We start from the raw sequence: 24149 nt of genomic DNA, 5'->3' as shown, positions 1-24149 counted from the left end.
GCGCGAACGGGGACGGGCCAGCCTGCGAATGGTCCTGCCGCGAACTTGCCGCTCCTGCCGACATGGCCTAATCGGAGTGGCAGGGACGCCGGTCGCCTCCTGTGACCGGCCTGCAGGGGTCTTTCATGCGTATTGCAATCGTGTCGTTTCTTGTCGCGGTGTCGGCGGGCTGTGCGCTCGCGCAGGAGCCGCAGAGTGAAGTGCTTTCGGGTGAGGTAACGGTCGACCGGCCGCAGGTTGATTTTCCGTTCGAGCTCGAGGCCGGGGAAGTCGTCACGCTGACGACGATGTCGGACGAGAATTTCGACACTATTTTGACCCTGACCGGTCCGGACGGTGTGCGCCTGGCACAAAATGACGACATGCCGTCGGGCGAAAGCCTGCAGTCACAAATCGTCTATGTCGCCACGGCCGGCGGCCGCTACACGGCCGCGGTCACCGGCTATGGCAATGCGATCGGATCGTTCGAGCTGGAAATCCTCTACGGGATCGATTTCGGCCTGTCCGACGATGCGCGCGTCATCATGGAGGACGTCGTCACGATCGACACGTCGCGACCGACCCGCAACTTCACGGTCGACCTGGCCGAAGACGACATCTTCGTCGCTTCGACCTTCGCGCTGAACGAGGACCTCGACACGACGCTGGCGCTGCTGGATGCCGACGGCAACACGATTGCCGAGAATGACGACCGCGGCGACGGCTCGCTCAACTCTCACCTGATCTTCCAAGCCTCCGAGGCCGGCCGCTATCAGGTCGCGCTGAGCACGTGGTCGGGTGACGGCCAGGGCGATGCCATCCTGTCGCTGGCGATCGACCCGAATGCCGAAGTGCCGTTCGATTTCGGCTCCATCGAGGGCGAGCAGATCGCGGTCTATTCCGACTATCTGAGCGGTGATCCGGAATCGCTGGAATACCCGGTGACGCTCGCTGCAGGCCAGACGCTCTACGTCATGGCCGATACGATCGAAGGCGATCTCGACCCGGTCATCCGCCTTGAGGGTCCGGACGGTTTCCCGGTCGCACTCAACGACGATCGCGGCGACGGCTCGCTGAACTCCGCCTTCGCCTATACGGCGACCGAGGCCGGCACTTACATGCTCGAGATCACCCGCTATCAGGGCGGCGAGTCGAGCGGCATGTTCGAACTGGTCCTGATGTCGGTCGACGCTTCCGTCGTCGACACGCTGCAGGCCCTGCTCGACAATTCGATCCAGCTGAGCGGCGATGTGCAGTCGATCCGCACAGAAGACTTCATCGTCTACTACACGCTTGAAGGTGAGGACGCCTCGTCGCTGGAATATGCGGAATCGGTCGGTGTCGCCCTGCAGGAAATGCTCGACATCCAGGTGAACCGGATGGGCTGGGCCGAACCGATCCGCGACGATGAAGGTATCTATCGCGCCTATATCGGCGATGCCGGCGGTTCGCTCGGCTTCACGCGCCCGGCGCAGATGGTGTTCGACAATCCGAACACGCCGGACGTTCGCGAAATGGCGGCGGCTCGCGCGATCTTCCTGATCGAGAACGACTTCGCGGGTCTCGGCAAGGCGGCCTCTCCGCACAGCCTGATGCGGGCGACTGCAACGCACGAATTCGCGCACGTCATCCAGTATGCCTATGACGCCGAGGAAGCCCTCGACTGGCTCTACGAATCCACCGCGTCGTGGATCGAAGTGGCCACGGTCGGGGATGACCAGGACGCGACCGACTATGTCTCCAGCGACTACGACTCGCCGGAGCGTTGCTGGACGACGAGCGAGAGCGGTCACAACTACTCGCAATGGACGCTGCTGCAGTCGATGGCCGACGTCTATGGCGAAGACCTGATCGTGCGGATCTGGGAAAACACGGTCGAGATGGACGGGTTCGAAACCGTGGCGGCCGCGCTGCGCGAGGAAGGCACGACCATTCCGGAAGTGATCGGCCGCTGGCGTGCCCAGAATTTGGCGCTCGACTACGAGCTGGCACCGCTGTTCAACTCCACCGTGGCGCTGCAGCGCACGCTGTCGGAGACCGGTCCGTGGCGTTCGAAGGGCGGGCTGGAACAGCTCGGCGCGAATTATTTCACGGTTGATCTCGACGGCCGATTCACCGTTTCGCTTGAAGCAGAGGCGGGTGTCGAAGTCGTCGCGCTCGGTGTGCGCGATGACGAGATGCACGTCGTGCCGCTCGGCCAGTCCGGCGTGATCGACACGGCGGGTTGGGAGTATCTCGGCCTGATGGTGTTCAACGCCAACATGCCGGAAGAGCCGGGTGCGTGTTCGGGTGTCGGCTACTCGCTCGACATCCAGCCGTCGAATGCGGCGATGGCCCAGGCGGCCTACCGCTTCGACGCCCGGCATTTCACCGCGCCGGGACAAGAGTAAGCGTTTTGCAGGCGTTCGGGGCCGGAACAAGCGTCCGGCCCCGTATCCTCCCCCGGCCTGCGACATGCGCGGCGTATTGCCCCACTGTGTGTGGGGTCTCTTGAAAGCCGCACTTGAACTGTGGGATTGAACCCGCAGGACATTCGTCGGGGGACTCAATGACGAACATCGCATTTCCCGCACCGCGGAAGGGGGGCGCCGAAGGCTTCCTGATCGCGCTCATTCTGATCGGGGTCTTCTTCTGGTCGCTCTATGCGGTTGCCCGTGGCGGCGATCCGCTCATGGAGCAGCAGGGCTGGCTGATCATGGCCGGTTCGCTGATCGGCCTCATCATGCTGGTCGGGGCCTTTTCCAATGGCGGCCCGGTCAATGACGAGTCGCAATACGCCGAGGGCGTGATCAAGGCCGGTACGATCGCCACCATGTTCTGGGGTATCGCCGGCTTCCTCGTCGGCGTGATCATTGCGCTCCAGCTGGCATTTCCGAACCTGTTCTATTTCGCCGATTTCGGCTTTCTGAACTTCGGACGGCTGCGGCCGCTGCACACCTCGGCCGTGATCTTCGCCTTTGGCGGCAATGCACTGATCGCGACCTCTTTCTACGTCGTACAGCGGACCTGCCGCACGCGGATCGCCGGGGGCTTGTGGCCCTGGTTCGTGTTCTGGGGCTACCAGTTCTTCATCGTCATCGCGGCGACCGGTTATCTGCTCGGCATCACGCAGGGCAAGGAATACGCCGAGCCGGAATGGTATGCCGACATCTGGCTGACCCTGGTCTGGGTGGTCTACCTCCTCGTCTTCCTCGGCACGCTGTGGAAGCGGAAAGAACCGCACATCTACGTGGCCAACTGGTTCTACCTCGCCTTCATCGTGACGATCGCGCTGCTGCACGTGGTGAACAATCTGGCGGTGCCGGTGAACTGGTTCGGCGCCTGGTCCTACCCGGTGATGTCGGGCGTGCAGGGTGCGCTGACCCAGTGGTGGTACGGCCACAACGCGGTCGGATTCTTCCTGACCGCCGGCTTCCTGGCGATCATGTACTACTTCATCCCGAAGCGCGCCGAGCGGCCGGTCTATTCCTACCGCCTGTCGATCGTGCACTTCTGGTCGCTGATCTTCATCTACATCTGGGCCGGTCCCCACCACCTGCACTACACGGCGCTGCCGGAATGGGCACAGACGCTGGGCATGACCTTCTCGGTGATGCTGTGGATGCCCAGCTGGGGCGGCATGATCAACGGCCTGATGACGTTGTCGGGCGCGTGGGACAAGCTGCGCACCGACCCGGTCATCCGCATGATGGTGCTGTCGGTCGCTTTCTACGGCATGTCGACCTTTGAAGGTCCGGTGATGAGCATCCGCGCCGTCAACGCGCTGTCGCACTACACCGACTGGACGATCGGCCACGTGCACTCCGGTGCGCTGGGCTGGGTCGGCTTCATCACCTTCGGGGCCATCTACTGCCTGGTTCCGTGGCTGTGGAAGCGCAAGGGCATGTGGTCGAAGGCGCTGATCGAGTGGCACTTCTGGCTCGCGACGATCGGCATTCTTTTCTACATCGCGGCGATGTGGCCGTCGGGTATCACGCAGGGCCTGATGTGGCGCGCCTACAATGATCTCGGCTTCCTCGAATACTCCTTCGTGGAAACGGTGGAGGCCATGCACCCCTACTACATCATCCGGGCGTTTGGCGGCCTCCTCTTCCTGATCGGTGCCCTGATGATGGCCTACAATGTCTACCGCACCATTCGGGGCGGGGTCGAAGAGACGGAGGACCGGGTCAATCCGCAATCCTCCCTCGTGGCAGCTGAATAGGAGGCCTGAGCCATGTCGCAGAAAAAAGGCTTCTTCCAGGGCATTCACGCCAAGTTCCTCGAGCGGAACAGCCTGATCCTCACCGTGTCCATCCTGGTCGTGGTGTCGATCGGGGGCGTGGTCGAAATCGCCCCGCTCTTCTACCTCAACTCGACGATCGAAGAGGTCGAGGGCGTGCGGCCCTACACACCGCTCGAGCTTGCCGGACGGCAGATCTATGTCCGCGAGGGCTGCTACAACTGCCACTCGCAGATGGTCCGGCCGCTGCGCGACGAGGTGGAGCGCTACGGGCACTACTCGCTGGCGGCCGAGAGCATGTATGATCGGCCCTTCCAGTGGGGGTCCAAACGGACCGGTCCGGATCTGGCCCGTGTCGGCGGCAAGTATTCCGACGAGTGGCACCGCGACCACCTGATCAACCCGCAGTCGGTCGTGCCGGAATCGGTGATGCCGCCCTATGCCTTCCTGGCGGATGCGGCGCTCGACTATGGCCAGATCGAAGGGCATCTGCGCACGAACCGCCTGTTCGGCGTGCCCTATACCGACGAGATGATCGCCAATGCCGAGACCGATCTCGAGGCTCAGGTCGATCCCTTCTCGTCCGGTTATGACGATCTGATCGCGCGCTATCCGGGTGTGCAGATCCGTGATTTCGACGGCAATCCCGACGAACTCACGGAGCTCGATGCCCTGATCGCCTACCTGCAGGTGCTCGGAACCATGGTCGACTTCTCGACCTATGAGGCCGAGGCGCCGGAAAACCAGCGATAGGAGAACGGCATGTACGAAGCGCTTTCGCAATTCGCACAAACCTGGGGGCTTCTCCTCTTCGTTCTCCTGTTCGCCGGCGTGCTGGTCTACGCGTTGTGGCCCGGCAACCGCGAACGCTTCAACAAGGCGGCCCAGATGCCGCTCGACGATGCCGAAGGACCCGAAGGCACCGATACCGGGAAGGGCCGGAACCATGGCTGAGCACAATCACAAGGACGAAGTGACCGGCGTCGACACGACGGGTCACGAATGGGACGGGATCCGAGAACTCGACAATCCGCTTCCGCGCTGGTGGCTGTGGATTTTCTACGCCTGCGTGGCCTGGTCGGTGGTCTACATGATCTTCATGCCGGCCTTGCCGGCCCCGCCGGGCTTCGAGGGTTTCACCCGCGGCCTCACGGGCAATTCGGAACGCGTGAACGTGGCGCAGCAGATGGCCGACCTCCAGGCTTCCCGCAGCGCCAATTTCGAACGGCTGCAGAATGCCGATTTCCAGGCGATCGAGAGCGATCCGGAACTCTTCCGCTTCGCGATCGCGGCGGGCCGGTCGGCCTTCGGCGACAATTGCGCCACCTGCCACGGCAGCGGCGGCGGCGGTGCGGTCGGCTATCCGAACCTCAATGACGATATCTGGCTGTGGGGCGGCACGTTCGAGGATATCCGCTACACGCTGCATGTCGGCATCCGTTCGGACCACCCCGACACCCGGTTCTCGCAGATGCCGGCCTATGGCCGCGACCAGCTTCTGAGCCAGTCGGAAATCCGCGATGTCACGCAGTACGTGCTACAGCTGTCGGATCAGAGCTTTGATGCGGCTGCGGCCGGACGGGGTGCGGAAATCTTCGCGATGCAGTGCGCGTCCTGTCACATGGAAGACGGCACCGGCGACCAGGCGCAGGGCGCGCCCAACCTGACCGACCGGGACTGGCTCTATGGCGGCAGTGCGGCGCAGATCGAAGCGACGATCCACCGCGGCCCATATGGCGTCATGCCGAGCTGGGAAGGACGTCTGAGCGAGCCGATGATCACTGCCCTGGCGACCTATGTGTACTCGCTGGGCGGCGGTCAGGAAGACGGCGGAGACGAGATGGGAGCTGGCGGGCAATAGCCCGCCAGCGGCCCATTTGCCGCATCGACATTCGGGCTGAAAAAGCGTCCCTGGAGACCATGGTCCAGATCCTCCCCAAGGCGGCCGCGCCGGGCATCGAGCAACACGATGCCGAGGCGGTGAACGATGCCGCCAACCGCAAGCTCTACAAGAAGCGCGAGCCGATCTATCCCAAGCTCGTGCACGGCAAGTTCCGCCTCGCGAAATGGGTCTTCATGATCCTCGCGCTGGGGGCCTACTACTTCATTCCCTTCCTCAGATGGGATCGGGGTGGCGGCGCGCCGGACCAGGCGGTGCTGGTCGATTTCGAGGGGCGGCGCTTCTACTTCTTCTGGATCGAGATCTGGCCGCAGGAGATCTATTTCGTCACCGGCCTGTTGATCCTCGGGGCGCTGGCGATGTTCCTCGTCACCGCACTGTTTGGCCGGGTGTGGTGCGGCTATGCCTGCCCGCAGACGGTCTGGACCGATCTCTTCATCGCGGTGGAGCGCCTGTTCGAGGGCGACCGCAATGCGCGGATCAAGCTCGACCGGGCGAAGTGGAGTTTCGACAAGGCGTGGCGCAAGGCCGGAAAGCACGCCGTCTGGCTGCTGATCGCCGGGGCGACGGGCGGGGCGTGGATCCTCTACTTTCACGACGCGTTCGACGTGCTCAGCCATTTCTTCACAGGCGGGTCGCCGATCTCGGCCTATCTGTTCTTCGGTATCCTGACCTTCACGACCTATACGCTCGCCGGCACGATGCGCGAGCAGGTCTGCACCTACATGTGCCCGTGGCCGCGCATCCAGGCGGCGATGATCGACAATGACGCGCTCTCCGTCACCTATCGCTGGGACCGGGGCGAGCCGCGCGGACCGCACAAGAAGAATGACAGCTGGGAAGGCCGGGGCGATTGCATCGACTGCAAGGCTTGTGTCGTGGCGTGTCCGATGGGGATCGACATCCGCAACGGCTCGCAGCTGGAATGCATCAATTGCGCGCTGTGCATCGATGCCTGCGACGACATCATGAAGAAGGTCGGGCGGCCGACCGGGCTCATTGCCTACGATACCGACATCAATGTCGAGAAGCGCCAGGCGGGCGAAAAGCCGGGCTTCCGCTTCGTGCGGCCGCGGACGATCGTCTATGCCGTGACACTGGCTCTGGTCGCCGCCGTCATGCTGGTCGCGCTCGGGTCGCGCTCGACGATGGACCTCAACGTGCTGCGCGACCGGAACCCGAATTACGTCACGCTTTCAGACGGTTCGGTGCGCAACAGCTATACGGTCAAGATCATCAACAAGACCCATGAGCCGCACCAGTACCGCATCACCGTCGAAGGCGATCCGGCGCTCCACGCCTGGCTTCTGGGCCAGGAAGACGGCGATCTCGTCGTCACCGTCGAGCCGGATCGGACAACGGATTTCCGCCTGTTTGCTGCACTTCCGCAGGACGCGATCGACCGGGCCAGCGAGCCGCTGCTATTCCGCGTCGAAGACCTTGTCTCGGGCGAGGTCCAGGTGACACGATCGGTGCTCCAGACGGGGTATGACCGATGATCAAGCGCGTCACAGGCTGGCATGTTCTCGCGGTGATCCTCGTCTTCTTCGGGGTCATTATCACGGTGAATGTCATCTTCGTCATCCAGGCGACGCGAACCTTCCGCGGCGAGGACGAGCCGCGCTCCTACGTCCAGGGTCTCGACTACAATTCGACCCTCGCCGCGCGCGCCGAACAGGCCGCTCTTGGCTGGACGGCGACGGCGGAGGTCGAAGGCGGACGTGTCGTGATCCGGGTTCTCGACGCCGAGGGTCATCCGATCGACGGGCTCGACATGAACGGCACGCTCCGCCATCCCGCGGACACGTCGCGCGACCAGGAGCTGGTGTTCGAGGCCCGGGCCGAGGGGCGTTATGCCGCCGTCCTGCCGGAGGGACTGCGCGGGCGCTGGACTCTGCGGGCATGGCGCGAGGGTGAGCCGCCCTTTACCCTGCAAACCGAACTATGGCTGCAATAGACCCCGCATACTCCGCTTCGACCGACGCCGATCCGACGGCCTTCGTGCGCGAGCGCGACGGGCACCGCGAGATCGACCTGCTGGTGAAGGGCGTGCATTGCGCGGGCTGCATTGCGCGCGTCGAAGGCGGCATGACGGAGATGCCGGGCGTGCGGAATGCGCGGCTCAACCTGTCGACCGGCCGGCTCGCGCTGAGCTGGGACGGCGACAAGTCGAAGGCGCGGGATTTCGTCCGCCGCCTCGCAGAGATCGGCTATCCCGCCACGCCCTACGCCCCGGAAGAAAGCACGTCCGCGCAGGACGCGGAGGAAAAGCGCCTGCTGAAATGCATGGCCGTGGCCGGCTTCGCGACCGCGAACGTCATGCTGTTCTCCATCCCGGTCTGGTTCGGCCAGGGCGAGATGGATGAAGGCACGAAGGGGCTTATGCACTGGCTGTCGGCGCTGATCGTGCTGCCGGCCGTCGCCTATTCGGGGCGCCCCTTCTTCGAGTCCGCCTGGCGGGCCTTGCGTGCGCGCCGGACCAATATGGACGTGCCGATCACGCTCGGCGTGACGCTGGCCTGCGGGCTCAGCATCTACGAGACGGTGTGGGGGTCCGGCCACGTCTATTTCGACGCGGCGGCGATGCTGCTCTTCTTCCTCCTGATCGGACGCTTCCTCGACAGCCGTTTGCGCGCGCGGGCGGGGGCGGCGGCGCGGCGCCTGGCCTCGATGCAGGCGGCGACGGCGAACCGGATGGACGCCAAGGGTCATGTCGAAGCCATTCCGGCACGCGATGTGAAGCCGGGTGACCGGCTGCTGATCGCGGCGGGTGAGAAAGTGCCGGTCGATGCCGTCGTGGCGGAAGGCGAAAGCGCGCTCGATACAGCGCTCGTGACCGGAGAGACCGTGCCGCGCGACGCCGTGCCCGGCGAGAAGATCTTCTCCGGCATGGTCAATCTCTCCGCGCCGCTGATCGCGGTGGCGGAGGCGCGGCGCGAGGATTCGCTGCTGGCGGAAATCACCCGCCTCGTCGAAGCCGGCGAGCAGGGCCGGTCGCGCTATGTCCGTCTCGCCGACCGGGCCGCGAAACTCTACGTGCCGATGGTCCATACGCTGGCGGCGTCGTCGGCGATCGGCTGGCTGCTCTTCGGGGCGGAGGCCTATACGGCCATCATCATCGCCATCTCGGTTCTGATCATCACCTGCCCGTGCGCGCTGGCCCTCGCCGTTCCTGCGGTGCAGGTCGTCGCGACGGGACGGCTCTACCGATCCGGCGTGCTGGTGAAATCCGGCGATGCGCTGGAACGCCTCTCGGAAGCCGATCTCGCCGTGTTCGACAAGACCGGCACGCTGACGATCGGCAAGCCGCAACTGGTCAACCGGGATGCGGTCGGCGAAGCCAATTTCCAGCTTGCCGCCAGGCTTGCGCGGACCAGCCGCCACCCGCTGTCACGTGCCGTCGCGGACCTTGCGGGGATGGGCGATGTCGCTTCCCGGGTCAGCGAGACGCCGGGCGGCGGCCTTGAGGCCATGGTCGAGGGCAAGCGCGTGCGCTTCGGCTCGGCGGCCTGGCTCGGTCTCCAAACCGGTCCCGACGGCGCGTCTGAAGCCTGGCTGTCGGTGGAAGGCGCGGATCCGGTCCGCTTCGCCTTCGCTGATGCGCTGCGCCCCGATGCGGCGGAGACGGTGTCGCGTCTGCGCGAGCTTGGTCTTGAACCGGTCCTGTTGTCGGGCGACCGGGAAGGCGCGGTGAAGGATGTCGCCGAAGCACTCGGCATCACGCACTGGCGCGCCGGTCTGAAACCGCAGGAGAAGATCGACGAGATCGAAGGCTTCAGGGCGCGCGGTCACAAGGCCCTGATGGTGGGCGACGGGATCAATGACGCGCCGGCGCTGGCCTCCGCGCACGTATCGGTTTCGCCGGCCGCGGCTGCCGACATCTCGCAGGCTGCCGCCGACCTCGTGCTGCAGGGAGAGGGGCTGTCGGCGATCCCGGACGCGGTCGTCGTGGCCCGCGCCGCCCGCCGCCGCGTGTTCGAGAATTTCGGCCTGACAATCCTCTACAACTGCATTGCCGTGCCGCTCGCCGTGTTCGGCTTCGTGACGCCGCTGGTCGCGGCCATCGCGATGTCCGGCTCGTCGATGATCGTCACGCTCAACGCGCTCAGACTGGCCCGCAAATGACCGTCATCCTGCTCCTGATCCCGGCCGCGCTCCTGCTCGCCCTGTTCGGGCTCGGCGCCTTCTTCTGGACGGTGCGCTCCGGCCAGTACGAAGACATGGACGGTGCCGCCGAGCGCATCCTGCTCGACGATGACGGTCCGCTACCCGACCGGGTCGAGACCGATCAGGACGGGAAAAGGTCCCGGTAGGCCCGGAAGCTGGCATGCCCCAGCCAGGGGAAGACGATCGCCAGCGGCAGGATGAAGAGGGCAATGCCGCCCGCCGTCATCAGCGCGATGGTGATCGCCCAGCTCAAGGCCAGGACCGGCATCCGCTTCACCGCATCGACACTGGCGATCAGCGCCGTCACGGCGTCAACATCGCGGTCGATCAGCATCGGGAATGAAAAAGCGGAGATCGCGAAGGCCGCGAAGGCGAGCGCGCCGCCGATCACCGTTCCCACCGCGATCATGGTGAGGCCGGCCGGATAGGACAGGGCGAATTGCGTGAACTCGCCCACCGGCAGGTAGTTGCCGATCGTGAAGCTGGCGTAGAGCGCCCGTGCAATGAGGATCCAGAACAGGAAGATCACGACGAGCAGGACGCCGAGGAAGGCGACCTGTCCGAACCGGCCCTTGGGGATGTCTCGGATCGCGGTCCAACTGACCTTCTGGCCTGCGTCTTCGAGCGCCGAAATGCGGTAGAAGCCGACGGCGAAGGCCGGAGCGACCAGGGCGAAACCCGCGAGCGCGACGGGCGTGATCGAGCCGAGACCGAGTGTCCAGAGACCGGCCGTGATCGCCAGCCCCACGGCCACGAAGATCAAGCCGTAACCGATGGAATATAGCGGCGCGGACCAGAGATCGCGCCACCCGGCCTTGAGCCAGTCCCAGTGCGATGCCGCGTCCACACGCTGTGCTGTCATCGTTGTCATTTCCGCCTCCCCGCGTCGAAAGACCACATTCTATTTACGGATGATTTCGGGCAAGGTTCAAGCACTCAAAAGGCCGCAGGTGCAGGGGACGAAATTGGACCACGGCGCGACCGTTTCGATCCTCACCCATCCCGGGTTCGCAGGGGGTGTTCTGACGGGCTTTGCCAGCACGCTGCACTGCGCCGTGATGTGCGGGGGGATCGGGTCGGCGCTGATGTTCTCCCTGTCGCCTGGCGGAAGCCTTACGTCGCGCGCCGGCGTGCTGGCGGCGGCGCAAACGGGAAAGTGGATCACCTATATCGGGCTCGGCGCGCTGGCCGGCTGGCTCGGCTCGGGCCTTCTGGCCTATCTTGAACCCAATGCCGCGCTACTTGTGACGCGCTGGCTGGCCGCAGTGACGCTGGTCTGGATTGGTTTGTCGATCACCGGGCTGCTCCCCTCCTTCGCCGCTGCCGACCGGGTGTTCGCGCCGGTCACGCGGCGGCTCGTGCAATCGGCCGGTTTCCGGGCCGCGGGGCGCGCCGCTCCGGCAGTGGCGGGGCTGGTCTGGGGGCTGATCCCGTGCGGCCTCGTCTATGCGGTCCTGCTGCTGGCGATGAGCGCCGGATCGGCGATGGACGGGGCTGTCGTGATGGCCGGGTTCGGTCTCGGCGTCATTCCGGGCGTGACCGCCACGGCGCTGGGTTTCGGCAGCCTCGCGAAACTGGGGCAGGCGGCGAAAATCCGCGGCGCGGCCGGCGTTGCCATCGCGGCGCTCGGCATGGCCAGCGTTGCCTATGCCCCCGCGGTGGCGTGGATCTGCCGCTAGGCGGTCTTCAGACCGAGACGGAGTGTTTCGCGTTACCGGCCATCAGCCGCGTGTCGAATGCGGCGGCGACGATGCGCGCCAGCGTACGGTATTCCGGGTTGATCATGACCAGATCACCATCCCGCCGGACGATGCCGTCAGCTTCCAGTTCCGACAGGTCGGGGTTCGCGACGGGCTGTCCGTGCTCGCGTGCAAGCGTGCCGAGATCGGCCTCAAGGTCGCACATCAGGCGTTCGATGATGTCTGACCGGAACAGGTCGTCGCCCTCATAGGCGCAGCCCCTTGCGACAGGCAGTTCATTCGCCAGGACAGCCTTTTCCCAGGCGGCGATATCGGCCGTATTCTGGATATGGCCCTGCGGCAGGCGGCCGATGGCTGACGCGCCGAAGCCGATCAGCGCATCGGCCGCGTCGGTGGTATAGCCTTGGAAGTTGCGGTGGAGATGGCCGGTGCGCTGGCGTTCCGCGAGCGGGTCTTCGGGCCGCGCATAGTGATCGAATCCGATGGCGACATAGCCCGCCGCGACGAGCCTGTCGGCGATCGCCTGGGCCTGCGCGATGCGGGCCTCGGTGCCCGGGAGATCGCCGGTATCGATCAGGCGCATATGCTTCTTCATGTGCGGGACATGGGCATAGCCGAAGACCGAGAGCCGGTCTGGCGCGAGTTCGAGCACGCGGTCCACGGTATCGAGGCAGCTTTCGAGCGACTGTTTCGGCAGGCCGTAGACGAGATCGACATTGATCGCGTTCACGCCATTGCCGCGCAGGCGGTCGGCGCAGGCTTTCGTCACTTCGAACGACTGTATCCGGTTGATGGCGCGCTGTACGTCCGGGTCGAAGGTCTGCACGCCGATGCTGGCGCGGTTGAAGCCGGTCGCGCCGAGCGCTGCCGCGCGTTCGTCGTCGAGCGTGCGGGGATCGACCTCGATGGCGATCTCTGCGCCGGGCTGAATGTCGAAACGGTCGCGCACCAACGCCATGATGCGGCGCATGCGGCTGGCCGGAACGAGGGTCGGGCTGCCGCCGCCCCAGTGCAGATGGTCGACCTTCAGCCGGTGCGGAACGAGCGCGGCGGTGGTGTCGATCTCCATCTCCAGCCGGTCGAGATAGCGCTCGATCGGGCCGTCCTTGAGACTGGCCCGCGTGTGGCAGCCGCAATACCAGCACAGCACCCGGCAATAGGGCAGGTGGAAGTAGAGCGAGCCGCGCTGCTCCGGCGTGAGTTCACCCAGCCAGCGCGCATAGGTCTCACCGTTCACACCGGCATGGAAGTGCGGTGCGGTCGGGTAGCTGGTGTAGCGCGGCGTGTTGCGCGCGGCGTATTTCAGAAGCACCGGATCGGTCATTCGATCTGCCTATACCCCTCACCAGAACACGGGAATGCGACAAATGAGACCGGCCTATTTCCAGATCGCGGACATGCCGGCGAGGCGCAGGGACGGGCAGGGTGTGCTGCCTGGCTCGGTCGTCGGGGCCGTGCCGTCGAGCGCGGCGGCGGCGCAGTCCGGGTCCAGATCGCGGATGGCCTCGAACTGGTGAAGATAGACCTTCCCGGTCAGCTCCTGGGGGAAATGCGAGCGTTTCAGCGCATCCATCACCGGGCCCTTTACCTCGGTCAGGTGCAGTTTCGCGCCGGCATCGGCGAGGCGGCGGTTGATCGCTTCGAGGCTTTCCAGACCGCTGGCATCGATCCGGTTCACCGCCGGACACATCAGGATGAGGTGTTCGAGGTCGGGCCGGTTGGCGAGCACCTGCACGACCGTTTCCTCCAGGAAATTCGCCGAGGCGAAATAGAGGCTTTCATCGACCCGGATGGTCAGGATCCGGTCCGGCACGACGACCGGATGGCGGTTGACGTTGCGGAAATGCTGCGTGCCCGGCACCTGACCGACGATGGCGAAGTGCGGGCGGCTGGTGTTGTAGAGGTGCAGGAAGAGCGACAGGACGACGCCGGTCGTGATCCCCCATTCCACGCCGAAGCTGAGCGTGACGGCGATCGTGCCGCCCATGGCCGCGAAGTCGGTCTTCGAGAAGTGCCAGACCTTCACGACTTCCTTCAGATTCACCAGAGAGAGCACAGCGATGATGATGGTCGCGGCGAGGACGGCCTGCGGCAGGTTGAACAGGAAGGGCGTCAGGAAGAGCGTCGCGAGCGCGATGCCGACGGCGGTGAAGGCGCCGGCCGCCGGGGTCTCTGCTCCGGCATCGAGATTGACCGCCGAGCGGGCGAGGCCGCCCGTCACCGGATAGCCCGAGGACAGGCCGGACGACAGGCTGGCTGCACCCAAGGCGACAAGTTCCTGGTTGGCGTCGATCCGCTGGCGCCTTTTCGCGGCGAGCGTACGGCCCACCGAGACCGATTCCACGAAGCCGATCAGCGCGATGAGGGCTGCCGAACCGGCCAGCTGGGCCCAGACTTCCGGGTCGAAGTTCGGGATGCCGAGTTCGGGCAGGTCGCGCGGGACCTCGCCCAGAATCCGCACGCCCCGGTCGGCGAGGCCGAGCGCGGCGACGGCGATGATGCTGGCAGTCACGGCAAAGACCGGACCGGCGCGGGCGATCAGTGCGGCGGGGGTTTCGGGCAGGCCGAAGCGGACGAGAAGGGGTTTCAGCCCCGAACGGGCCCAGGCGAGGAAGGCCAGAGACGCGAGACCGATCACCAGGGTCGGGATGTTGGTGTGGGGCAGGGCGCGGGCGAGAGAGAAGAGCTGGGCGAAGAGGTTATGGCCCTCGGCGGAAACGCCGAGAATATGCTTCAGCTGCGAGGCAGCGATGATCAGGCCCGAGGCGGTGATGAACCCCGACACGACCGGGTGGCTGAGGAAGTTGGCGAGGAAGCCCATCCGGAAGAGGCCGGAGACGAGCAGCATACCGCCGGACAGCAGGGCGAGGATGAGCGCGGCCTCGACATAGGCGGGCGAGCCGGGCTCGGCGATGCGGCTGGCCGCGGCGGCGGTCATCAGCGACAGGATGGCGACCGGGCCGACGGCGAGCTGGCGGCTGGTGCCGAACAGGGCGTAGACGATCAGCGGCAGGATGGAGGCGTAGAGCCCGACCTGCGGCGGCAATCCCGCGAGCATCGCATAGGCGAGCGATTGCGGGATCAGCATGATGGTGACGATCAGCGCGGCGTTGAGATCGCTGACCAGTGTCTGGCCGGTATAGTGGCGGCCCCAGTCGAGAATGGGGAGGTAGCGCGAGAGTTTCACCGCTGGTCCGCCCCCGTCATGTTGTCCCCCGACTCACGCGATCATAGCGCGTTGATCGGAAGTTTCATGTAGCGCTGGCCATTGTCCTCGGCAGGCGGCAATTCGCCGGCGCGCATGTTGATCTGGACCGAGGGCAGGATCAGCTTCGGCATCGGCAGGGTGGCATCGCGCGCGGTGCGCATGGCGATGAATTCCTCGCGGGACGTGCCGGTCTTCACATGGATGTTCGACCGCTTCTGCTCGCCCACCGTGGTTTCCCAGACGAATTCGTCGCGGCCCGGCGCCTTGTAGTCGTGGCACAGGAACATGCGCGTTTCGTCCGGCAGTTCGAACAGGCGCTGGATGGAGTCGAAGAGCGTACCGGCATCGCCGCCGGGGAAGTCGCAGCGCGCCGTGCCGAAGTCCGGCATGAAGAGGGTGTCGCCGACGAAGACGGCGTCGCCGATCACATGGCTCATGCAGGCCGGGGTGTGGCCGGGCGTGAGGAGCGCGCGCCCTTCGAGATGGCCGATGCGGTAGGTCTCGCCATCGGCGAAGAGATGGTCGAACTGGCTGCCATCCGTGTGGAAGGACTGGCCTTCGTTGAAGATCTTGCCGAACACGCTCTGCACCACCGGAATCCGGTCGCCGATCGCGGTCTTGCCGCCCAGCTGGCTGCGGATATAGGGCGCGGCGGTCAGGTGGTCGGCATGGACATGGGTGTCGATGATCCACTCGCAGGTGAAGCCCTGCGCGCGGACATGGGCGATCAGCATGTCGGCCGATGCCGTGTTCGTGCGGCCGGAGGCCTGGTCGAAATCGAGGAGGGAGTCGATCACCGCGCACGCTCTGGTGTCCGGGTCGGACACGACATAGCTGATCGTGTGCGTGGCGGGGTCGAAGAAGCCCTTGACGTCAGGTCTGTTCATGGCGGCCTCGCGTGGCGGCATGGGGTGGCTCACAAGATGGCGGGCGGCGGCCCGGCGTTCAAGCCGCGTCAGACGCCTTCGCCCGCGAAGGCCTTCTCGATCACGAATTGCGCCGGGGCGGCGTTCGAGCCTTCGGTGAAGCCGCGCTCGATCATCATGGCCTTGAGGTCGCGCAGCATGGCGTCGGACCCGCAGATCATCACCCGGTCGGTCGCCGGGTCGAGCGCGGGCATGCCTGTGGCCTCGAAGAGTTCGCCGTTGGCGATCAGGTCGGTGATGCGTCCGCGCTGGGTCTCGCTGTCGTCGCGCGTGGTCGAGGTGAAGTGAATGAGCCGGTCGCCGACCAGCTCGCCGACCAGCGGGTCCTGACGGATCGCGGCGACCAGTTCCTTGCCGTATTCGAGCTCCGCGCCGGTGCGGCAGGTATGGGTCAGGATGACGGTCTTGAACTTCTCATAGGTCTCCGGCTCGCGGATCACGCTCGCGAAGGGGGCGAGGCCCGTGCCGGTGGAGAAGAGGTAGAGGTGGTCGCCGGGAATGAGCGCGTCGTGGACCAGCGTGCCGGTCGGCTTTTTGCCGAGCAGGACGCCGTCGCCGGGCTGGATGTGCTGCAGCTCGGTGGTCAGCTGACCGCCCGGGGCCTTGATCGAGTAGAATTCCAGTTCTTCGTCCCAGGTCGGGCTGCAGATCGAATAGGCGCGCAGCACCGGTTTGCCGGCGATCATCAGGCCGATCATCACGAATTCGCCGGCGCGGAAGCGGAAGGCCTGCGGCCGCGTGATGCGGAAGGAGAAGAGCGTGTCGGTCCAGTGCTTCACGGACAGGACGCGCTCGACCGTCGTGGTCTTCGGCGGGACGAAATCGTCATGGAGGATGTTGTCGAACATGGGCATTCCGGCGTTCTGGTCGCGGACGGAGCAGGCCGGGCCGCGAAGGGTCAGCTTTCACCTATGCGTCCGCCGCCCGAATGGCCAGCCCGCACGGTGCGAAAGCGTCAACGGGTCGCACGGACTTGCCATTTCGGCAGTCACCGGCGGCACACGTCTGAATTGACCCCGCCATCTCTGGTTTAATGCTTCTCGCCTGAAGGGCGATATAAGGCATAGATTGTTGAATATATTGCGCCCTTCGCGAAAATATTGTTGCGGCGTCCATTGTTTATTTTCATTCTCAACAGCCGGGGGCGTGCGGTGAATTTAACCGCGCGGATCCCTGACAGAGGGGATGACCGGCTCCAGCGGTACGGCCCCGAGACAACGGGGACGTTCATGACCGGTTTCGTCGTGCTGAAGTCGCTTGTCCGCCGGCTTTTGGGCCATGCCCGCGCCGTTCGGACGATTGCAGTAACGCTTGCGGCCGCCGCGCTGCTCGGTACCGCTCTCGCGCAGCCCGCCCACGCTGCGCAGGACGAGCAGACCCTGGCAGAAGCGCTGGCGGCGTCGGAACGCGTGCCGGTCATCGTCGTGTTCGATCTCCCCGAATTCGAGGCAGATGGTCTTGATGGTCCCGCGTTCGACGCGGCGGCCGACGCCCGGATCGCCCGGCAGAGAGCGATCATCGAGCGCGCGCTGGGTGTGTCCTCGGCCACGCTTGCTGCCCCGGCCGCGCAGGGGTCGCCGCTGCGGCGCGAATACCGCAGCGTGGCGATGGTCTCGATGTATCTGACGGCAGACGAGATCAACGCCCTGCTGGCGGATCCCTCCGTTTCCGATATCCAGCTCGACCGGCCTGTGCCGCCAATGTCGAACGGCACGATACCTCTGATCGGCGCCAACACGCTGCACAGCGCGGGCCTGACCGGTGCCGGCAGCACGATCGCCATTCTCGATACAGGGGTCGATCATGAACATCCCATGTTCTCAGGACGTATTCTCGAATCCGCCTGTTTCTCGTCGACGGTTTCGACAGATTCGACGAGCCTGTGTCCGGCCGGTGCCGCAAGCGACACGACGACCGCGGATGCGGGCGATGACTGCGCCTATACGGGCGATACGGGGACGGTGATTGCCGGGTGCGGACACGGCACGCACGTGGCCGGCATTGCCGCCGGGGCCAGCTTCGTAGATCCGGGTACGGGCGACACGCTGATCGGTGTCGCGCCGGGCGCGAATATCGTCGCCGTTCAGGTATTCTCCAATTTCACGGCCTATTGCGCGGGCTTCGGCCTCGCCGTTCCGTGTGCGCTTTCCTACACGTCCGACCAGATCGCGGCGCTCGACTGGCTCTATACCAATCGCGCGACGCTCGGACTGACCTCGATCAACATGAGTCTGGGCGGGGGCAACAACACCACATTCTGCAACGCGGATTCGCGGTATACGGTCATCAACAATCTGCGGACCGCGAATGTCGCGACGGTCATCGCTTCAGGCAATAACGGGTATAACAACGCCGTCGGGGCGCCGGGCTGTATCGAGCCTGCCATCACGGTTGGCGCGACCGACGACAGCGATGTCGTCGCCAGCTTTTCCAACTCCGCGACCATGATCGACATGCTGGCGCCGGGCGTGGCGATCAATTCGGCTGAGCCGACCATAAACGACACGCTTCCCGGCCGGGCCCGGTCGATCAGCGGCACGTCGATGGCAACGCCGCATGTGGCGGGTGCCTTTGCCCTGCTGCGGGCCGCCAATCCCTCCGCCACCGTCCAGGACATCGAAACCGCCCTGGAAAATACCGGCCTGTCGGTCACGGAATCGCCCTCCAACCTCGTCCGGCCTCGAATCCGGGTGAATCTCGCGCACGCTTCGCTCGACACGGCGGCGCCGACGGTCTCGATCACCGGGCCATCGGGAGTGGTCACGGCTGCGTTCACCGCGACATTTACATTCTCGGAGAATGTCACCGGATTTGTGGTCGGCGACATAAGTGCGAGCAACGCTACCGTGTCGAACTTCCAGGCCACGAGTGCCTCGGTCTACACCGCCACCATCACGCCAACGGCGCCTGGCACGGTAACGCTCAACGTTGCAGGTTCGGCGGCCACGGATGCCGCCGGTAACAACAACACGGCGGCGACCCAGTATTCGGTCACCTATGCCATCCCGCCGCGCGTCAGCCAGATCATTCGCGATACGCCCGCCGTTTCACCAACCAATGCCGACAGCCTGACCTGGGCGGTCAGCTTCAACACTGGTGTCACCAATGTCAGTGCCGACGACTTTACGGTGTCCGGAACGACGGCGTCGCTGGGTGTGATCCAGGACAATGCCCAGAGCTATCGGGTCACGGCATCGGGCGGCGATCTCGCCTCGGTCAACGGGACGGTCACGCTGGGTTTCGCGCCGGGCCAGAATATTCAAAGTACGGCCGGTGCCGCGCTTGTGGATACGAGCGTGACCGGCTCGAACCAGCCGACCTATACGCTCGACAACACCGCGCCGACGGTCTCGATTTCAGGACCGGCCGGTCCGGTGCAGGGCCAGTTCGCGGCGACCATCACCTTCTCCGAAGCCGTTTCCGGTTTTGCGTCGAATGAAATCACGCTGTCGAATGCGACGCTCGGCAGCTTTTCCGGATCCGGCACGACCTATAACGCCAATGTCACACCCTCGGGGGATGGCACGGTGACGGTCGATGTCGCCGGCGGCGTGGCAACCGACAGTGTCGGCAACGGCAATACGGCGGCGACGCAATTTTCGGTGACCGCAGATGGCACCGCCCCGCGCGTTGCCTTGATCGAACGGCAGACACCGGCCACCACGCCGACGAATGCGAACAGCGTGATCTGGCGGGTGACGTTCAGCGAAGCGGTGTCGAATGTCGATGTGGGTGACTTCACGGTGTTCGGATCGACGGCTGGCGTGACGAATGTCACGAATCCGTCCGGCAATTTCTGGGACGTGACCGTATCGGGCGGCGACATCGCCGTGATGAACGGCACGATCACGCTCGGCTTCGCCGGTGGACAGAACATTACCGACACGGCGGGCAATGCACTCACCAACACCACGCCGACCGGAACGAACAACAACAGTTTCGTCATCGACAACACCGCACCGGCACTGACCGCCTTCGCGCGCAACACGCCGGCGGGCGAAAAGACCAATGCCGATACGCTGGTTTTCGATATCAGCTTCAACGAGGCTGTCGCCAATGTCTCGGCCGACGATTTCACCATCACCGGAACGACTGCGACCGGTGTGCTCGCCGGTTCGGGCTCGGCCTACACGCTGACCCTCTCGGGCGGCAATCTCGCAAGCCTGACCGGAACGGTCGGACTCAATCTGGCCGCCGGCCAGAACATCACCGACTCGGCGGGCAATGCCCTGCCGGCGGGCGAACCGGGCACCGACCAGACCTATGATGTGCGCAATACCGCACCGGCGCTGGCCTCGATCACACGCCTGACACCGGCAACCTCGCCCACCAATGCCAACAGTCTCGTCTGGCAATTGAATTTCAGCGCGATCGATTCGTTGTTCACACTCCCGGCCAACGCCTTCACCGTTTCGGGCACGACCGCGACCGTGACCAATGTCGAACGCTTTTCGATCGGGCTCTATGTGACCGTCTCCGGGGGCGATCTCGCCAGTCTCAATGGCGATGTCACGCTGGGTCTGGCCAATACCGACTTCGCCGATGACTACGGCAATGTCATGGACCGGACGATCCCGGCTGGGGCCGAGCTGACCTACACGGTCGACAATGCCGCACCGACGCTGGCCATCACGCCCGAAGGACCCGTGAATGCGGCCTTCACGGCGACCTTCACCTTCTCGCAGGCCATGACCGGCTTCGACGCCAGCGACGTGCAGGTCTTGAATGGCGCGGCGACGAATTTTGCCGGGTCGGGCGCGGTCTATTCCGCAACGATCACGCCCGCCGCGCAGGGCGATGTCACCGTCTTCGTCAATTTCGGGTCCGCCACCGATCTGGCGGGCAATCTGATGGAAGGTGCTTCCCGCGTCGTGAGGTTCGATTCCGTCGCGCCGGCCGCGTCGCTGTCAGGTCCGTCCGGCACCGTGAATGCCGCTTTCGATGTCGCGGTCCAGTTCACCGAGACCGTCACGGGGCTCGCCGTCGGCGACTTCACGGTGGGGAACGGAACGGCGAGCAATCTGACCGGGTCCGGCTTCCTCTATAACGTCACCATCACCCCCGCCGGGGATGGCCCGGTGACGGTCGACCTGGCAGCCGGTGTGGCCAATGATGCGGCCGGCAACGGCAATACCGCCGCGACGCAATTCTCGGTCACGATGGACGCCACAGCGCCTACCGTGGCGATCGGGGTGCCGACCGGTCCGGTGAATGGCGCTGTGACCGTGACCTTCACCTTCTCGGAGAATGTGACCGGCTTCTCCTCTGGCGACATCGTGGCCACGGGCGCGAACGTGTCGAACTTCCAGTCCCTGTCGCAGTCGAGCTATTCGGCGCGGATCACGCCAACGGCGAGCGGGACGGTCAATCTGTCGATCCTGGCCGGAACGGTCACCGACCTGACCAGCAATCCGATCGCGCTGACGACGGCGAGTTTCGTCGCGGACCTCACCGCGCCCACGCTCGTGGTCTCCGGTCCTGCCGGGCCGGTGTCGGGGGCCTTCACGGCGACCTTCACCTTCTCGGAAAGTGTCACCGGTTTCGATGCCGGCGACCTCCTCCTTTCGCGCGGCACGGCGTCGAACTTTGCCGGCTCGGGGGCGGTCTATACCGCGACGATCACACCGAACCAGGAAGGTCAGGTCCTGATCTTTGTCCCCGCGGAGGTGGCGAGCGACGCTGCCGGCAATCTCAACAGTTCGGGCAATTACGGCGTGACCTATGACGCGACCGCGCCGCGTGTGGTTTCGATCACGCGTCTTGACCCTGCGGGTTCTGTGACGAACCAGGATTATCTGCGCTGGCAGGTCGTGTTCTCGGAAGGGGTTTCGAACCTCTCACCGGAGGATTTCGATCCCTCGGGAACGACGGCGGGGGTGAATTCGATCATCGCGCTTTCGGCTTCGGCACCGGTTCAGGCCGCGGCTTCGGATGACGGCATTTTCCGTCCCTTCGCCGTCTCGGACACGACCTTCTACGTCACCGTTTCCGGCGGCGATCTGGCCGGGTTGAACGGCAATGTGGCGCTCGCCTTCGCGGCGGGTCAGAATATCACCGACCGGGCTGGCAATGCGCTGGTGAATACAACACCAACCGGCGCGAATGAGAGCTATACGCTCGATAACACGGCGCCGACGGTCAGCATTTCCAGTTCGGCCTCCGCTCCGGTCACCGGACCGTTCCAGATCACGGTCAGCTTCAACGAAGACGTGACCGGTTTCGATCTGTCCGATCTGACGGTCGGGAACGGTGCGGCGTCGAACTTCAGCGCGACCGACGCACGGACCTATACCGCCACGATCACCCCCGTGGTGACCGGCAATGTCACGGTCGACGTCACGACCGGAGCGGCGCAGGACACGGCGGGCAATGGTAGCGGCGCGGCGACGCAATTCGCGCTTGCCTATAACGGCCTGCGCACGCTGTCGGTGGACTTCTCCGGCCTGGGCGGCGGACGGATCGTCAGCAACCCTGCCGGGCTCGACTGCAGCGCCGATTGCAACGCCTCCATCGAGGGCGGGCGGAGTTATGCGCTCAGCGTCACGCCCAATCCGGACTCGGTCTTCGCCGTGTGGACGTCCGGACCCTGCGCCGGCCGCACCGACGCGGTGTGCACGGTCGATCTGACCACCAATGCGTCAGTGGGGGCCCTGTTCCAGCTGGCCTCGCCGCCGCAGGCGCGGATCATGACGGCGACCCTGCCGGGTGCACGATCGGGCTATATGGGCGGTGCGGAGATGTCGGCCCTTCTGTCGGTGTCGAACGGGCAGCAGGCCGCGGCGCAGAATTGCTACGTGTCGAACCCGACCGACTCGCCGGTCACCCTGACGTCGGCGCGACTCGACGGGTCGGGCAATCCGACCGGGCCGCTCAATCCGTATTTCGACCTGTTGCCGGGCGAGTCGGCGAATTTCGTGCTCGGCATGACGCCGAACACGCAGACAGGACCGTCCGGCTACCTGCTCTACCCGCTGGTGACCTGCCAGAATGCCGGCTTCATCGCCTTGCCCGGGATCAACTCGATCCTGCTGTCGATCGGAAGCGCGCCAGTGCCCGACGTGCTCAGCACCAGCGCCACGCCATCGGGTGACGGGGTGATCCGCATCGCGGCGTCGGGCCGGGCCCAGGTGATGACCGCGGCGGCGGTCAATATCGGCGCAGGCGACGGCTCTGCCGGTGCCAATGAGGCGACGCTGACCGCTTCGGTGGATACGGGCAGTGCCGCATTACCGGTCATGCTCGAGATGTGCCAGATCAACGCGTCCGCCCTGTGCATCACGCCGCGCGGGCCGAGCGTGACCACCGTCGTCCAGCAGAATGCCGCGGTCTTCTATGCGGTCTTCGTCCGCGATGCGAGCGGCGGGGCGGGCATTCCGTTCGATCCGGCCAATGCGCGGGTCTATCTCCGCTTCACCGATGCAGGCGGGACGGTTCGGTCGGTCGCCAGTGCGGCCGTCACCGCGCCGGCCGCGGCGGATATTCCGGTCGCGTCGGCGGTACCGTCGGGCCGGTGGAGCGTGGTGATGCGCCGCCATGACGGCGGCTGGCCGGATCATGTGTCCGCCGCGGTCCATGTCGCCGGGAATGGCGTCGCCATCATCGATGACGGGATGGCCCCGCGTCTCGCCGTGTTCGATCCGGTTCTCGACACCGAGGTGCCGGGCCGCTTCCGCCAGGCCGGGACGGACGGGCGCTGGACCAGCGAGGGCACGATCCGCCTCGGTGCGGTCTGGGCCGATCATCCCGGCGAATTCTGGGGCGTGCGCGATGCGCGCTCCGACAGCGCCATGCAGTGGCGTGACCTCGCCGGAGCCTATGGCGGCAGCGTCCATATCCTGGAGACCGGCGAGATCCGTGGCATCGCGGGCGGCTGTGCGGTCTATGGCCAGGCCAGTGGCGCGGCGTCATCGGTGATGGTGTTGTCGCTGACCGGGTGCGCGATGTCGGGCAGCTATGCCGCGGTCATCGACCTGCCAGCGAACGATAACGAGGCACCGGTCCTGGTGATCGCCGGACAGTCCGCCGGGTGGCGCCTAGCCCAATAACG

16 protein-coding genes are annotated in these 24149 nt (G+C 65.3%); 11 read left to right on the top strand and 5 right to left on the bottom strand.

Annotated features, from left to right (window positions below):
* The first annotated feature begins 125 nt into the window (after positions 1-125).
* From L5876_RS09540 to ccoS, 9 genes are all read left to right on the top strand, one after another.
* The gene (locus tag L5876_RS09540; RefSeq protein ID WP_236956074.1) at positions 126-2369 is read left to right on the top strand and encodes a DVUA0089 family protein; all 2244 of its coding nucleotides are present in this window, start codon (positions 126-128) and stop codon (positions 2367-2369) included.
* A gap of 332 nt (positions 2370-2701) precedes the next feature.
* Entirely contained in the window at positions 2702-4183 is a 1482-nt protein-coding gene (gene ccoN, locus L5876_RS09535) for a cytochrome-c oxidase, cbb3-type subunit I (RefSeq protein WP_369281029.1), read from the top strand.
* A 12-nt stretch (positions 4184-4195) separates the two neighbouring features.
* The gene (gene ccoO, locus L5876_RS09530) at positions 4196-4954 is read left to right on the top strand and encodes a cytochrome-c oxidase, cbb3-type subunit II (protein WP_236956072.1); all 759 of its coding nucleotides are present in this window, start codon (positions 4196-4198) and stop codon (positions 4952-4954) included.
* A gap of 9 nt (positions 4955-4963) precedes the next feature.
* Positions 4964-5155 carry a cbb3-type cytochrome c oxidase subunit 3 gene (locus L5876_RS09525; protein WP_039710526.1) on the top strand — a complete coding sequence of 64 codons (192 nt, stop codon included), beginning with the start codon at positions 4964-4966 and terminating at the stop codon, positions 5153-5155.
* On the top strand, positions 5148-6062 hold the full coding sequence (gene ccoP / locus L5876_RS09520) for a cytochrome-c oxidase, cbb3-type subunit III (RefSeq protein ID WP_236956071.1): 915 nt from the start codon (positions 5148-5150) through the stop codon (positions 6060-6062). Before L5876_RS09525 ends, ccoP begins: the two co-directional genes overlap by 8 nt.
* Positions 6063-6121: 59 nt before the next feature.
* Positions 6122-7600: a cytochrome c oxidase accessory protein CcoG gene (gene ccoG, locus L5876_RS09515; protein ID WP_236956070.1), complete on the top strand. Its 1479-nt coding sequence runs from the start codon at positions 6122-6124 to the stop codon at positions 7598-7600.
* On the top strand, positions 7597-8058 hold the full coding sequence (locus L5876_RS09510) for a FixH family protein (RefSeq protein ID WP_236956069.1): 462 nt from the start codon (positions 7597-7599) through the stop codon (positions 8056-8058). Before ccoG ends, L5876_RS09510 begins: the two co-directional genes overlap by 4 nt.
* Positions 8046-10226, top strand: coding sequence for a heavy metal translocating P-type ATPase (locus L5876_RS09505; RefSeq protein ID WP_236956067.1), 2181 nt, complete (start codon positions 8046-8048; stop codon positions 10224-10226). Before L5876_RS09510 ends, L5876_RS09505 begins: the two co-directional genes overlap by 13 nt.
* The gene (ccoS, locus tag L5876_RS09500) at positions 10223-10414 is read left to right on the top strand and encodes a cbb3-type cytochrome oxidase assembly protein CcoS (RefSeq protein WP_039710531.1); all 192 of its coding nucleotides are present in this window, start codon (positions 10223-10225) and stop codon (positions 10412-10414) included. The genes L5876_RS09505 and ccoS overlap by 4 nt, the downstream gene beginning before the upstream one ends.
* On the opposite strand, the gene L5876_RS09495 is transcribed toward ccoS, so the two are convergent.
* The gene (locus tag L5876_RS09495) at positions 10390-11139 is read right to left on the bottom strand and encodes a DUF2189 domain-containing protein (protein WP_236956065.1); all 750 of its coding nucleotides are present in this window, start codon (positions 11137-11139) and stop codon (positions 10390-10392) included. The genes ccoS and L5876_RS09495 overlap by 25 nt on opposite strands.
* A 94-nt stretch (positions 11140-11233) precedes the next feature.
* Between L5876_RS09495 and L5876_RS09490 the strand changes: the two genes are divergently transcribed.
* Positions 11234-11947, top strand: coding sequence for a sulfite exporter TauE/SafE family protein (locus tag L5876_RS09490; protein WP_236956063.1), 714 nt, complete (start codon positions 11234-11236; stop codon positions 11945-11947).
* Between the two features lie 7 nt (positions 11948-11954).
* Here L5876_RS09490 and hemN read toward each other — a convergent pair whose 3' ends face one another.
* The 4 genes from hemN to L5876_RS09470 all read right to left on the bottom strand — a co-directional run bounded on the left by hemN (position 11955) and on the right by L5876_RS09470 (position 16950).
* The gene (hemN, locus tag L5876_RS09485; RefSeq protein ID WP_236956062.1) at positions 11955-13292 is read right to left on the bottom strand and encodes an oxygen-independent coproporphyrinogen III oxidase; all 1338 of its coding nucleotides are present in this window, start codon (positions 13290-13292) and stop codon (positions 11955-11957) included.
* Positions 13293-13346: 54 nt separating this feature from the next.
* On the bottom strand, positions 13347-15155 hold the full coding sequence (locus L5876_RS09480) for a sulfate permease (RefSeq protein WP_236956061.1): 1809 nt from the start codon (positions 15153-15155) through the stop codon (positions 13347-13349).
* 41 nt (positions 15156-15196) lie between these two features.
* Complete coding sequence (locus L5876_RS09475; RefSeq protein WP_236956060.1) at positions 15197-16063, bottom strand: MBL fold metallo-hydrolase; 867 nt, start codon at positions 16061-16063, stop codon at positions 15197-15199.
* Positions 16064-16131: 68 nt separating this feature from the next.
* The gene (locus L5876_RS09470; RefSeq protein WP_236956059.1) at positions 16132-16950 is read right to left on the bottom strand and encodes a ferredoxin--NADP reductase; all 819 of its coding nucleotides are present in this window, start codon (positions 16948-16950) and stop codon (positions 16132-16134) included.
* A gap of 381 nt (positions 16951-17331) precedes the next feature.
* Here L5876_RS09470 and L5876_RS09465 point away from each other — a divergent pair, with 381 nt between their 5' ends.
* Positions 17332-24147, top strand: coding sequence for an Ig-like domain-containing protein (locus L5876_RS09465; protein ID WP_236956058.1), 6816 nt, complete (start codon positions 17332-17334; stop codon positions 24145-24147).
* The last annotated feature ends 2 nt before the right edge of the window (positions 24148-24149 follow it).

The sequence above is a fragment of the Hyphobacterium sp. SN044 genome, assembly GCF_021864465.1.
In the GTDB taxonomy this organism is placed as follows: domain Bacteria; phylum Pseudomonadota; class Alphaproteobacteria; order Caulobacterales; family Maricaulaceae; genus Hyphobacterium.
Note: the sequence above shows the minus strand (reverse complement) of the source record. Positions and strands in the feature narration are given on the sequence as shown.

Coding starts and splice junctions, on each gene's coding strand:
- L5876_RS09540 (WP_236956074.1), top strand. CDS start 126: ATGCGTATTGCAATCGTGTCGTTTCTTGTCGCGGTGTCGGCGGGCTGT.
- ccoN (WP_369281029.1), top strand. CDS start 2,702: ATGCTGGTCGGGGCCTTTTCCAATGGCGGCCCGGTCAATGACGAGTCG.
- ccoO (WP_236956072.1), top strand. CDS start 4,196: ATGTCGCAGAAAAAAGGCTTCTTCCAGGGCATTCACGCCAAGTTCCTC.
- L5876_RS09525 (WP_039710526.1), top strand. CDS start 4,964: ATGTACGAAGCGCTTTCGCAATTCGCACAAACCTGGGGGCTTCTCCTC.
- ccoP (WP_236956071.1), top strand. CDS start 5,148: ATGGCTGAGCACAATCACAAGGACGAAGTGACCGGCGTCGACACGACG.
- ccoG (WP_236956070.1), top strand. CDS start 6,122: ATGGTCCAGATCCTCCCCAAGGCGGCCGCGCCGGGCATCGAGCAACAC.
- L5876_RS09510 (WP_236956069.1), top strand. CDS start 7,597: ATGATCAAGCGCGTCACAGGCTGGCATGTTCTCGCGGTGATCCTCGTC.
- L5876_RS09505 (WP_236956067.1), top strand. CDS start 8,046: ATGGCTGCAATAGACCCCGCATACTCCGCTTCGACCGACGCCGATCCG.
- ccoS (WP_039710531.1), top strand. CDS start 10,223: ATGACCGTCATCCTGCTCCTGATCCCGGCCGCGCTCCTGCTCGCCCTG.
- L5876_RS09495 (WP_236956065.1), bottom strand. CDS start 11,139: ATGACAACGATGACAGCACAGCGTGTGGACGCGGCATCGCACTGGGAC.
- hemN (WP_236956062.1), bottom strand. CDS start 13,292: ATGACCGATCCGGTGCTTCTGAAATACGCCGCGCGCAACACGCCGCGC.
- L5876_RS09475 (WP_236956060.1), bottom strand. CDS start 16,063: ATGAACAGACCTGACGTCAAGGGCTTCTTCGACCCCGCCACGCACACG.
- L5876_RS09470 (WP_236956059.1), bottom strand. CDS start 16,950: ATGTTCGACAACATCCTCCATGACGATTTCGTCCCGCCGAAGACCACG.
- L5876_RS09465 (WP_236956058.1), top strand. CDS start 17,332: ATGACCGGTTTCGTCGTGCTGAAGTCGCTTGTCCGCCGGCTTTTGGGC.